The sequence below is a fragment of the Pseudomonas sp. NBRC 111138 genome (genome assembly GCF_001320835.1).
Classification (GTDB): Bacteria; Pseudomonadota; Gammaproteobacteria; order Pseudomonadales; family Pseudomonadaceae; genus Aquipseudomonas; species Aquipseudomonas paracarnis.
The window spans coordinates 1-11218 of record NZ_BCBO01000120.1; the positions used below are offsets into that span (position 1 = coordinate 1).

An 11218-nucleotide genomic window follows, 5' to 3' on the forward strand; every position below is an offset into this window, starting at 1 on the left:
GGCCAAAAAGGCCGCCTGGGGCCTGAAGTACACCCGCTCGATCTCCGATCCGAAGTTCGAAACCGGCACCGTCGACACCGACAAAGAGCTGCTGCGCAACCTGGTCGCCTACTACTGCGTGCTGGAAGGCATCTTCTTCTACTGCGGCTTCACCCAGATCCTGTCCATGGGCCGCCGCAACAAAATGACCGGCGTGGCCGAGCAGTTCCAGTACATCCTGCGCGATGAGTCGATGCACCTGAACTTCGGTATCGACGTGATCAACCAGATCAAAATCGAAAACCCACACTTGTGGGATGCCGAGATGAAAGAAGAAGCGACCCAGATGATCCTGCAAGGGACGCAGCTGGAGATCGAATATGCGCGGGATACCATGCCTCGTGGGGTGCTGGGCATGAATGCGGCGATGATGGAGGATTACCTCAAGTTCATCGCTAACCGTCGCCTGTCGCAGATCGGCTTGAAGGAAGAGTACCCAGGCACGACTAACCCGTTCCCGTGGATGAGCGAGATCATGGACTTGAAGAAAGAGAAGAACTTCTTCGAGACCCGTGTGATCGAGTATCAGACCGGCGGCGCGTTGAGCTGGGACTGAATCAACACGAACCAATAAATGTGGGAGCGGGCTTGCCCGCGATAGCGCTGTATCAGTCACGGATGTACCCACTGACACACAGCTATCGCGGGCAAGCCCGCTCCCACATTGGCTATTGATGATCCATAGACTTTGCAAGCAAGCCTTTATGCCCAACCAAACCATCAAAACCCCTTGCGTCGGCCTGTGCTCCACCGTCTACGGTGACCTGGTCTGTCGGGGCTGCAAGCGCTATCACCACGAGGTGATCCAGTGGAATGGCTATAACGCCGAGGAAAAACAGGCGGTGTGGCTGCGTCTGGAACAACTGCTGGTACAGGTAATGGCCAGCAAGCTGGAAGTGTTCGACCCGCACTGCCTGCGACAGCAGTTGGAAGCGCGCAAGATTCGTTTTATGCCGCACCAGTCTCCGTATTGCTGGGCATACCAGTTGATTGCGCGGGGTGCGCGGGTGATTTCCAGGCTGGATGCCTATGGTTTGACGCTGTTACCGGAGTTTCGTGAACGCCACCTGGCGGATTTGCGCGATGCGATAGATCGAGAGTTCTTTTTGCTGTCCGAGGCACATTACGAACGCTATATCGCCCCGGTTTTCTTGAAAGAGTCATTCGGGCCGGCGCTGATTGCCACGCGCTGACCCAAATCGCAAACACTGCGGGAACTGGCCATAGGTAGTTACATTACTGCGGTACAACGCTGGACCTGTGGCGAGGGAGCTTGCTCCCGTGACGGCCCTGACAGCCGACGATGATCCAACTCACGCTCCGCGACCCAAAGTAGATAAGCGTCGACTATCAGGCCGTCATCGCAGGCAAGCCAGTTCCCACCCAATTGTGTTTAAAATGCCGCCCGCCCGATGACTGACGCTTAACGATGAACCCAGACGCACTCGCTACCCTGCACGCCCACTTGCTCACTGCCCTGGCTGACGCGCCTGCGGAAACCCGGCGCCTGTTCCATGGCCGTGGCCGTTGCTGGCCAGGTCTGGAACAACTGACGGTGGACTGGCTGCAAGGGGTGGTGCTAGTTGCTTTGTTCAAAGAAACCGAGCACCTGGATGCCCTGAAGCACACACTGTTGCAGATCGAGTGGAGCCGTTTCGGCGTGCACACCGTGGCCCTGCAACACCGCTACCTGCCGCAAAGCACCACCGAATGGCTGGTGGGCGACGCCATCGACGAACTGACCATCACCGAGGGCGGCCTGCGCTACCTGATTGACCTGGGTAAAAAACAGAACAGCGGGCTGTTTCTCGACATGCGTTACGGGCGCAACTGGGTGCGCGAACAAGCCCAGGGCCAGCGTGTGCTGAATTTGTTTGCCTATACCTGCGGTTTTTCCGTGGCCGCCATCGAAGGCGGCGCCGACCATGTGGTGAACCTGGACATGGCCCGTGGGGCCTTAAGCCGTGGCCGCGACAACCATCGCCTGAATGGGCACGACCTGAGCCGAGTGAGTTTCCTGGGCCACGACTTGTTCAAGTCCTGGGCCAAGGTGACGAACAACGGCCCTTACGACCTGGTGATCATCGACCCGCCCTCCTTCCAGAAAGGCAGTTTCCTGCTGACTAAGGATTACCAGCGCGTGCTGCGCCGCCTGCCAGACTTGCTCAGTGCCCACGGCACCGTGCTGGCATGCATGAACGATCCGGCCTTCGGCGAAGACTTCCTGATCGACGGTGTGACCCGCGAAGCACCGGGCCTGCGGTTTGTACAGCGGCTGGAAAACCCACCGGAATTTCCTGACATTGACCCACAGAGTGGGCTGAAGGCCCTGGTGTTCCGTCAGGGTTGATGCCGAAACATCCTACGCTTGCTACGCTAACGGATACGCCGGGCGGTGAACCTTATCCTCCCCTTCCCGGTCGATACCTGCATTCCCTGGCCAGACTCGACGGCGCTACGTTGTCGGCTGCCCCGTTTGACCTTTTGGAGAACCGCCCGTGATATCGACCCTGCATGTAGCCAGACTCAAAGCCTGGGGCGCCCACGGCTTTACCGCCACCGGTGTGGTACTGGCCTTTTTGGCCACCCTGGCGCTGCTGGAAAACTCCCCCAAGGCGTGCCTGCTGTGGCTGGGCCTGGCACTGGTGGTGGATGGCGTCGACGGCTCGCTGGCGCGACGGGTGAATGTCAGCACGGTGCTGCCCAGCTTTGACGGCTCGGTGCTGGACCTGGTGATCGACTACCTCACCTACGTGTTCATTCCTGCACTGTTTATCTACCGCTACATCGACCTGCCTGATTTCACCCACCTGTTTGCGGTTTCGGTGATTCTGGTGTCGTCGCTGTTCTGCTTTTGCAACGTGAACATGAAGAGCAAGGACAACTACTTCGTCGGCTTCCCTGCCGCCTGGAACGTCGTTGCCCTGTGCGTCTATATCATCCAGCCGGATGCGTGGGTCACCTTGCTGACCGTGATCGGCCTGGCGCTGTTGACCGTCACGCCGATGAAGTTCCTGCACCCGTTCCGGGTCAAGCGCTTCATGCCGATCAACATCGCGGTGACCACCATCTGGCTGCTGTGCAGCTTCCTGATGGTGGTGGATTACCCGAACACCAACCCTTGGACATTTGGCTTATGGTCGCTGATGTCGGCGTACTTCCTGGGTATCTGCATCTGGCGCACGGCCGTGGAATGGCTGGGCGCGCACAAATAACCAGGCGGGCCCGGTAAAAAATGTGGGAGGGGGCCTGCCCCCTCCCACATTTGAGTCACATCGCAGTAAGATGCTGGCCTTCTGCGGCCCTCCAACAATAAGCCCTGCCCATGCCCTTCGAACTCAGCGTTGACCTCACCACCCTGGCCATCCTGGCCGTTGTCGCCTTTATCGCCGGTTTTATCGACGCCATCGCCGGCGGTGGCGGTTTGTTGACCACGCCCGCCCTGCTCACCGCTGGCATGCCGCCGCACCTGGTGCTGGGCACCAACAAGCTCAGCTCCACCTTCGGCTCGGCCACCGCCAGTTTTACCTTCTACCGGCGCAAGCTGTTCCACCCACGCCAATGGGTGCACGCCATCGTCGGTACCTTGATCGGTGCGCTGACCGGCGCGGTCGTCGCGCATTACTTGCCTGCCGAAACCCTGAACAAGATGCTCCCGGTGATCGTCTTCGCCTGCGGTGTGTATCTGCTGTTCGGTGGCACGCCCAAGGCGCCACTGGACGCGGAGGCACCGATCAAAAAGAAATGGCAAGCCACCCAGGGCTTTGGCCTGGGTTTCTACGACGGCGTGGCGGGGCCCGGCACGGGGGCGTTCTGGACGGTCAGCACGATGCTGCTGCACCCCATCGACCTGGTGAAGGCCAGCGGCGTGGCGCGCAGCATGAACTTCGTCAGCAACGCGGCGGCGCTGACGGTGTTTATCATCAATGGTTCGGTGGACTGGATTGTCGGCCTGGCGATGGGGGTATCGGTGATGTGTGGCGCGTTCTTTGGCGCACGCAGCGCGATCAGCGGCGGCGCCAAATTCATTCGCCCGGTGTTTATCACCGTGGTCCTGGGCCTGACCGTGCGCCTAGCCTGGCAGCACTGGTTCAGCGTGGCCTAAACGGCGGGCCACGTAGAGGTCGATGAGGTAACGCGCAATCGAGCGTGACGCCGGCAACGGCGGCAGCTCGTGGATATTGAACCACTGCGCGTCCTCGATCTCGTCGGCCTGGGGCACGATATCGCCACCTGCGTATTCGGCGTGAAAGCCCAGCATCATCGAGTGAGGGAACGGCCAGCATTGGCTGCCCATGTACTGGATGTTCTTGACCTCCAGCTGCACCTCTTCACGCACTTCACGGATCAGGCAGTCTTCGGCGGACTCACCCGGCTCGGCAAAACCGGCCAGGGTGCTGTAGACCCCGGTGACGAAACGCGGCGAACGCGCCAGCAGGATGTCATCGCCACGGGTCACCAGCACGATCATGCTCGGTGAGATCCGTGGGTAGCTGCGCAGGTCACAGGCCTGGCAATACATCGCTCGCTCCCTCGGCACCTGCACCATCGCCTGGCCACAACTGCCACAAAAACGGTGTTCCCGCGCCCAGGTACCGATCTGCGCGGCGTAGCCCAGCACCTTGTACAGGGTGTGATCACCTTGCAGCATAAAGCCGCGCAAGCCCTGCCAACTGCACCCTGGCACATCAGCCGGCGAGTCGAGTTCCAACAGGTACACCGGCTCGCCGTCGAGGTGGCCGATGCCGTGTTCGGCAAACACCGGCAGGTCCTGGCGCTTGAGCCATTCGCGCGGGAACAGCGGGCCGTTGGTGTCGTGTAAGAAGCCTTCGCGGCTGCGGGCGACGGCCCAGCCGCCGGGGGCGTCGTTGTCCAGCAGCGTTGTGGTAATCCAGCCTGGGGTCATGTCAGTCAATCCACGAATTCGGGTTTCTGCTTACTCATATGGGCCGCAATGGCCACGCGCAAGTCGTTGGATTGCAACATAGCCGAGTTCCAGGTGGCAACGTATTCCAGGCCGTCATTGACTGTGTGGTCACGCATGTAGCTGATCATGGCCTTGGTGCCGGTCACGGCAATCGGCGACTTGGCGGCGATTTGATGGGCCAGGTCCATGACACCCGCCAGCAGGCTTTCATGATCGGCAAACACGCGATTGACCAGGCCGATGCTGCGCGCTTCTTCGGCGCCGAATTGACGACCGGTATAGGCCAGTTCACGCAGCATGCCGTCGCCGATGATGCGCGGCAGGCGTTGCAAGGTGCCGACGTCGGCGGCCATGCCGATGTCGATTTCCTTGATCGAGAATTGCGCGTCTTCGGCTGCGTAGCGCATGTCGCACGCGCTGATCAGGTCGATGGCACCGCCAATGCAGTAGCCCTGGATCGCCGCCAGCACGGGCTTGCGGCAAGTGTCCACGGCGTTGAACGAAGCTTGCAGCTCGAGAATCTTGCGGCGCAGCAGGCGCGCATTGCGACCCACGTCCTTGCCAAAATCATTGGCGATCGAGGCCAGCATCATCAGGTCGATGCCCGAGGAAAAATGCTTGCCCGCGCCGCTGAGCACCACGGCACGCACGGCGTCGGTCTCGTCGACCCATTGGAAGATGTCGATGATTTCGGTCCAGAACGCCGCGTTCATGGCGTTGATCTTTTCCGGGCGATTGATCTGCACATGGGCAACGTTGCCGCTGAGTTCGACAACGAAGGCTTGGTATTCGGACATGGCAGTGATCCCTGACTGGCGATTGAGAAAGGCCAGACTATATCAAGGGTGCGCCACGGCGCATCGGCCAAAAACGGGACTGGCCACGGTGAGGGAAAAGACGCTGGATAAAACCCGATGCACAGGCCATCCTTTGCGCTTTAAGCCGCGCTGTGCGCGGCGCTCGACGTTTTAAGGAAATGCCATGCACGCCCAACCCCTCGCTCCCGCCGACTTCGAATTCATTGACGCCACCTTGCTCAAATACGGCGAAGACCACTCGGTGCTGAACATGGCCGAACTCGACGGTTATTTCACCGCCCTGGTTTCCAGCCCGGCCAAGGTGGATGTGGCCGAGTGGTTCCCGGCAATCTGGGGTGGGCAAAACCCTGAATGGGACAACATGGACGAGGCCCAGGCTTTTCTCGAGCTGTGTGTACGCCATATGAATACCCTGGCCGCACAATTGGCCACTGACTCCCAGGCATTCAAAGCCCGTTTCGATGAAACCGAACATCAAGGCCAGGCGGTGACCCTTGCCGAGGAATGGTGCTTTGGTTATGTGCGCGGCGTGACAATCGCCAACTGGCCGCCATTGCCCGCTGTACAAGCCGGGCAACTGGAGCGGATTTCCTGCTGCGCCGAACAGGACAATTTCGAACTGCCGGCAGACCTGGATGTAAACGCCCATCAACTGCAGGTCAGCGAAATCGAACCGGCTGCACGGGCGCTGCATGACTACTGGTTGAGCCAGCGCTAAGGCAGTAGGAGCGAGCTAGCTCGCGAAAAACTTACAGGCGCCGCGTTCATTCAGGAAGCACGCTTATCGTTGACGTTTTTCGCGAGCAAGCTCGCTCCTACATTCGGGCCGCAGCGCATGCCAATAAAATACGCAGATCACCCACTCACTCGACAAGCATGGCGTGTTTGCCTGATGATTCGGGTCCGCACGTCGGCCACTCCACGCCACCTCGCCTTGACCAGGAGCCTTGTACCTTGAGTTCGCAGAAAACCGTGACCGTTACACCGCCCAACTTCCCCCTCACTGGCAAGGTCGCGCCCCCCGGCTCCAAATCCATTACCAACCGTGCGCTGTTGCTCGCGGCACTGGCCAAGGGCACCAGCCGTTTGAGCGGTGCGCTCAAAAGTGATGACACGCGCCACATGTCGGTCGCCCTGCGGCAGATGGGCGTCACCATCGACGAGCCGGACGACACCACCTTTGTCGTCACCAGCCAAGGCTCGCTGCAATTGCCGGCCCAGCCGTTGTTCCTCGGCAACGCCGGCACCGCCATGCGCTTTCTCACGGCTGCCGTCGCCACCGTGCAAGGCACCGTGGTACTGGACGGTGACGAGTACATGCAAAAACGCCCGATCGGCCCGCTGCTGGCCACCCTGGGCCAGAACGGCATCCAGGTCGACAGCCCCACCGGTTGCCCACCGGTAACGGTGCATGGCGCGGGCAAGGTCCAGGCCAGGCGTTTTGAGATTGACGGAGGCTTGTCCAGCCAGTACGTATCGGCCCTGCTGATGCTGGCGGCGTGCGGCGAAGCGCCGATTGAAGTGGCGCTGACCGGCAAGGACATCGGCGCCCGTGGCTATGTGGACCTGACCCTCGATTGCATGCGTGCGTTCGGGGCCCAAGTAGACATCGTGGACGACACCACCTGGCGCGTGGCCCCCACGGGCTATACCGCCCATGATTACCTGATCGAACCCGACGCTTCCGCCGCCACTTACCTGTGGGCCGCAGAAGTACTGACCGGTGGCCGTATCGATATTGGTGTAGCCGCGCAGGACTTCACCCAGCCCGACGCCAAGGCACAGGCCGTGATCGCGCAATTCCCGAACATGCAGGCCACGGTGGTGGGTTCACAAATGCAGGATGCGATCCCGACCCTGGCGGTGCTCGCCGCATTCAACAATACCCCGGTGCGCTTTACTGAACTGGCGAACCTGCGCGTCAAGGAATGTGACCGCGTGCAGGCGCTGCACGATGGCCTCAACGAAATTCGCCCGGGCCTGGCGACCATCGAGGGCGATGACCTGCTGGTCGCCAGCGACCCCGCCCTGGCTGGCACCGCCTGCACCGCACTGATCGACACCCACGCCGACCATCGCATCGCCATGTGCTTTGCCCTGGCCGGGCTGAAAGTCTCGGGCATTCGCATTCAAGACCCGGACTGCGTAGCCAAGACCTACCCTGACTACTGGAAAGCGCTGGCCAGCCTGGGCGTTCACTTAAGCTACTGACACACAAACCTGTAGGAGCGAGCTTGCTCGCGAAAAACGTTAACCAAAACGCGTGTTTGCTGAATGAATGCGGCGCCTGTGAGTTTTTCGCGAGCGAGCTCGCTCCTACAACTGAACCTTGCCGGGAGCGTCAATGACCCTTCGCCAACCCTGCCCACCCGGCGCCTGTGTCTGCAACCGTGAACAACTGCTGGAAGCTCCCGGCGCTGATCTGCGCATTCTGCAACTGACGCGACAGCAGGAAAAAATCCTGCTGGAGCGCCTGGAAAACCTCAAGAGCCTGCAAGACCTCGAACACCTGCAACAGCGGATGTACGACCAACTCGGCATCCGCGTACACATCGCGCCCGGGCATACCGAGGTCAAGAGCATGCGCGGGATCCAGATCGTCATCGACGAACTGCCGGGCATGTGCCGCAAGACCCGCCAGTCGATCCCCGCCTCCATTCGCCGTGGCCTGGAGAAAAACCCAGAGATTGCCTACCGCTTGCTCGACGCCCACGACCTGTTTCGCGACGCTTGAATTATCCCGCGACGGCCTCACGCTCAAACAACCCCTGCCCCACGGTCCGGCCCTTGTGCAAATGCGCCTGGGCCGTGCCACTTTCCGAGTCCAACAACAACTCGGAAGTGAGTACCCGCGCCCCGCAATAATCAAAGATGCCGTAGTCGATCTGGGTATTCATGGCCTTGGCATAACCGTGTCGATCGAAGGCGCTTTCGTCAGCCGCCCCCAGGGCCAGCACATGTACGTGCAAATGCCTGAGTTTCTTCTGCACCGGTGTGTCGGGGCCGTAATCAATCGCCCAGCCATTGACAAATACGCGGTCGACCCAACCCTTGAGCAACGCCGGCATCGACCACCAGTAGATGGGGAACGCCAGCACCAGCGCGTCGGCGCGGTCTATGCGGGCCTGTTCGGCCACCACGTCGGCTGGCGGCGTCGCCCGAGTACGGTGCACCCGATGGTCGGCCGCGCTGTAGCGTGGGTCGAACCCTTCAGCGGCAAGGTCGGCTATTTCAAAGGTGTGGCCAGAGGCGCTCAAGCCTGCACCCACCTCGGCGGCCACGCTATGGGTAAGGGATTGTGGGTCGTGATGGGCAACAACGATCAGTGCGTGCATGACTTTGACTCCGTTTCGGCTTAATCTACTTTTAGTAAGTTACGTCGAATAAGTTACTTTTGGTATATAAGCATGTCAAGCAATGAATCCCCTGCCCCCCGTCGTCGTTTGTCCCGTGAAGATCGCCTGCGCCAGTTACTCGACGTGGCCTGGCAATTGGTGCGTGACGAGGGCACCGACGCCCTGACCCTGGGCCGCCTCGCCGAGCTGGCGGGCGTCACCAAACCGGTGGTGTACGACCACTTCGCTACACGCGCGGGTTTGCTGGCCGCGCTGTATGCAGACTTCGACGCGCGCCAGGACCAAGTGTTTGCCGATGCCATCGCCACCAGCAAGGCGACTCTTGAGGACCGCGCGTGGGTTATCGCGTCGTCGTATGTCGATTGTGTGTTGTTGCAAGGTCGGGAAATACCCGGGGTGATTGCCGCCTTGAGCGGTTCGCCGGAGTTGGAAGCATCCAAGCGCGAATACGAGGCGATCTTTCTCGATAAATGCCGAGATGCGCTGTCGCCCTTCACCGCCGGCGGCAGCATCTCCCAGGCCGGGTTGCGCGCCATGCTCGGCGCGGCGGAAGCCCTGTCCCATGCGGCGGCCAATGGCGAGATCAGCCGGGAGGAAGCTCAGCAGGAGCTGCTGGAGACTATCCTCGGGATGGTCAGGCGCGTCAGGCCGTAGGCAGACGGCCCTGGACGAACAGTTGCGCCTTGCGCGTCAACTGGTCCAGGTGCCGATCACGCTGTTTCTCTGCGTCGACCATGGCGCGCTTGCCGTGTTTTTGCAGCAGGTAGGTGTGGATCTGCCGCACCTCCAGCGAGCTGTAGATTGAGGCCACATCCAACACGCCCATCAACCCATCGGTGCCGTAGTTGCGGGTGTTCATCACGACCTGGGTGCCACGCGCACCGCGTACCTGGAAACCCATGGCTTCGAACACCGCAACCTTCTCTACCGCACAGGCCAGTTCGGCGTGGGGATAACGCGCCAACACTTCGTCCATCATGCTGCGTGCCACACCCTGGCGACGAAAGCCCGCCTGCACCGCCATAAACGCGATGCCACACGCGTGCGGATCATCCTTCACCGGCAAATACAGGCAAAAACCCACCACCGTCTCGTCTTCCGTCGCCACGACCAACTCGACCGCGATGCCCTTTTCGCCATTCAACGCCTCAAGGTACAGGTGCACCTCAAACCCGATGGCGTACTGGTAGATGCTGTAGAGCAGGTTGCTCGGTGCCAGCGCTACGCTGCTGATATCGGTGAGGTTGTCCACCACCATCTGCAGGATCTGGCTGTTGACCGGTTCGGGGCACGGCGTGGTGTAGCGGGTAAGACTGAACATGCAAATTCCTGGGGTTTCGCGTCAAGGCAGCGGCGATTGTACCTGTTGCGCGCCGATCATGGCCCGCACACCTCGCGCAAACATGCGCGCAGCCAGCGATGGGCCAGGTCGGCGTCCTGCCGCGGGTGCCACAGCATCGCCACGGTAAATGGCGGCAATGTCACCGGCAGCTCAAAGCAGTACAAGCCTCGAGGCGGCACGGTGATATAGCGTTCAGGCACGCTGGCGATCAGGTCGGTATCACGCGCCAGGGCGATGGCCGTGTTGAAACCGGCGACCACGATGCCGACCTGCCGAACCAGACCTTGCGCCTCAAGGGCCTCGTCGATCTGGCCACGGTCCTGCCCACGCCGCGACACGTAGACATGTTGTCCCTGGGCGAAACGCGCTGCGCTAAGAGGGCCGCGGCTCAGAGCATGGCCCTCGCGCACCACGCCCACCAGGCGGTCACGGAACAGCGCCTGGGTCAGCACCTCCGGGCTGGCGCCGGCATCGACCACACCGGTTTCCAGGTCGACGACACCGTCGCGCAGCAACGTACTGTGCTTGTCGCTCTTGTGCACGAAACGCAATCGCACCCCTGGGGCGTCCTGGGCGATACGCGCCAGCAAGGCGGGGCCGAAGCGTTCGACGAACTCCTCGCTAGTGCGCAGGGTGAAGGTGCGCACCACCTCACCCAAGTCCAGGGTGTTTGCCGGGCGCAATACCGCATGGGCGTCCTGCACCAATTGGCTGACCTGTTCACGCAATCGCAACG

14 protein-coding genes are annotated in these 11218 nt (G+C 61.0%); 9 read left to right on the forward strand and 5 right to left on the reverse strand.

The window, feature by feature from the left end; all coding sequences use genetic code 11:
• From APH41_RS21600 to APH41_RS21620, 5 genes are all read left to right on the forward strand, one after another.
• Nucleotides 1-595, forward strand: a 595-nt coding sequence (locus APH41_RS21600; protein ID WP_156359035.1) for a ribonucleotide-diphosphate reductase subunit beta, incomplete at its 5' end; no start/stop codon positions are given.
• A 148-nt stretch (nt 596-743) separates the two neighbouring features.
• Nucleotides 744-1232 carry a DUF1289 domain-containing protein gene (locus APH41_RS21605; RefSeq protein ID WP_054895944.1) on the forward strand — a complete coding sequence of 163 codons (489 nt, stop codon included), beginning with the start codon at nt 744-746 and terminating at the stop codon, nt 1230-1232.
• Between the two features lie 236 nt (nt 1233-1468).
• Complete coding sequence (locus tag APH41_RS21610; RefSeq protein ID WP_054921392.1) at nt 1469-2389, forward strand: class I SAM-dependent methyltransferase; 921 nt, start codon at nt 1469-1471, stop codon at nt 2387-2389.
• A 148-nt stretch (nt 2390-2537) separates the two neighbouring features.
• Complete coding sequence (gene pcsA, locus APH41_RS21615; RefSeq protein WP_003191017.1) at nt 2538-3254, forward strand: phosphatidylcholine synthase; 717 nt, start codon at nt 2538-2540, stop codon at nt 3252-3254.
• A gap of 110 nt (nt 3255-3364) precedes the next feature.
• Nucleotides 3365-4144 carry a TSUP family transporter gene (locus APH41_RS21620; RefSeq protein WP_003191011.1) on the forward strand — a complete coding sequence of 260 codons (780 nt, stop codon included), beginning with the start codon at nt 3365-3367 and terminating at the stop codon, nt 4142-4144.
• On the opposite strand, the gene nudC is transcribed toward APH41_RS21620, so the two are convergent.
• Both nudC and APH41_RS21630 read right to left on the reverse strand, forming a co-directional pair.
• Complete coding sequence (gene nudC, locus APH41_RS21625) at nt 4112-4945, reverse strand: NAD(+) diphosphatase (RefSeq protein ID WP_034127621.1); 834 nt, start codon at nt 4943-4945, stop codon at nt 4112-4114. The two genes, APH41_RS21620 and nudC, sit on opposite strands and share 33 nt — an antisense overlap.
• Nucleotides 4946-4950: 5 nt before the next feature.
• Complete coding sequence (locus tag APH41_RS21630) at nt 4951-5763, reverse strand: crotonase/enoyl-CoA hydratase family protein (RefSeq protein WP_034127622.1); 813 nt, start codon at nt 5761-5763, stop codon at nt 4951-4953.
• A gap of 184 nt (nt 5764-5947) precedes the next feature.
• On the opposite strand from APH41_RS21630, the gene APH41_RS21635 reads away from it, so the two are divergent.
• From APH41_RS21635 to APH41_RS21645, 3 genes are all read left to right on the forward strand, one after another.
• Nucleotides 5948-6502: a UPF0149 family protein gene (locus APH41_RS21635; protein WP_054921393.1), complete on the forward strand. Its 555-nt coding sequence runs from the start codon at nt 5948-5950 to the stop codon at nt 6500-6502.
• A 236-nt stretch (nt 6503-6738) separates the two neighbouring features.
• Complete coding sequence (locus APH41_RS21640) at nt 6739-7995, forward strand: 3-phosphoshikimate 1-carboxyvinyltransferase (protein WP_034127624.1); 1257 nt, start codon at nt 6739-6741, stop codon at nt 7993-7995.
• Between the two features lie 133 nt (nt 7996-8128).
• Nucleotides 8129-8518 carry a hypothetical protein gene (locus APH41_RS21645; protein WP_034127625.1) on the forward strand — a complete coding sequence of 130 codons (390 nt, stop codon included), beginning with the start codon at nt 8129-8131 and terminating at the stop codon, nt 8516-8518.
• A gap of 1 nt (nt 8519) precedes the next feature.
• Here APH41_RS21645 and APH41_RS21650 read toward each other — a convergent pair whose 3' ends face one another.
• Nucleotides 8520-9119 (reverse strand): NAD(P)H-dependent oxidoreductase, encoded by a 600-nt coding sequence (locus tag APH41_RS21650; protein WP_054921395.1) that lies wholly within the window; start codon nt 9117-9119, stop codon nt 8520-8522.
• Between the two features lie 72 nt (nt 9120-9191).
• On the opposite strand from APH41_RS21650, the gene APH41_RS21655 reads away from it, so the two are divergent.
• Complete coding sequence (locus APH41_RS21655; protein ID WP_054921397.1) at nt 9192-9794, forward strand: TetR/AcrR family transcriptional regulator; 603 nt, start codon at nt 9192-9194, stop codon at nt 9792-9794.
• On the opposite strand, the gene APH41_RS21660 is transcribed toward APH41_RS21655, so the two are convergent.
• Both APH41_RS21660 and APH41_RS21665 read right to left on the reverse strand, forming a co-directional pair.
• Complete coding sequence (locus APH41_RS21660; RefSeq protein WP_054921399.1) at nt 9784-10461, reverse strand: GNAT family N-acetyltransferase; 678 nt, start codon at nt 10459-10461, stop codon at nt 9784-9786. The two genes, APH41_RS21655 and APH41_RS21660, sit on opposite strands and share 11 nt — an antisense overlap.
• Before the next feature lie 56 nt (nt 10462-10517).
• Nucleotides 10518-11218, reverse strand: a 701-nt coding sequence (locus APH41_RS21665; RefSeq protein WP_054921402.1) for a LysR substrate-binding domain-containing protein, incomplete at its 5' end; no start/stop codon positions are given.

Coding starts and splice junctions, on each gene's coding strand:
- APH41_RS21605 (WP_054895944.1), top strand. CDS start 744: ATGCCCAACCAAACCATCAAAACCCCTTGCGTCGGCCTGTGCTCCACC.
- APH41_RS21610 (WP_054921392.1), top strand. CDS start 1,469: ATGAACCCAGACGCACTCGCTACCCTGCACGCCCACTTGCTCACTGCC.
- APH41_RS21620 (WP_003191011.1), top strand. CDS start 3,365: ATGCCCTTCGAACTCAGCGTTGACCTCACCACCCTGGCCATCCTGGCC.
- nudC (WP_034127621.1), bottom strand. CDS start 4,945: ATGACCCCAGGCTGGATTACCACAACGCTGCTGGACAACGACGCCCCC.
- APH41_RS21630 (WP_034127622.1), bottom strand. CDS start 5,763: ATGTCCGAATACCAAGCCTTCGTTGTCGAACTCAGCGGCAACGTTGCC.
- APH41_RS21635 (WP_054921393.1), top strand. CDS start 5,948: ATGCACGCCCAACCCCTCGCTCCCGCCGACTTCGAATTCATTGACGCC.
- APH41_RS21645 (WP_034127625.1), top strand. CDS start 8,129: ATGACCCTTCGCCAACCCTGCCCACCCGGCGCCTGTGTCTGCAACCGT.
- APH41_RS21650 (WP_054921395.1), bottom strand. CDS start 9,119: ATGCACGCACTGATCGTTGTTGCCCATCACGACCCACAATCCCTTACC.
- APH41_RS21655 (WP_054921397.1), top strand. CDS start 9,192: ATGTCAAGCAATGAATCCCCTGCCCCCCGTCGTCGTTTGTCCCGTGAA.
- APH41_RS21660 (WP_054921399.1), bottom strand. CDS start 10,461: ATGTTCAGTCTTACCCGCTACACCACGCCGTGCCCCGAACCGGTCAAC.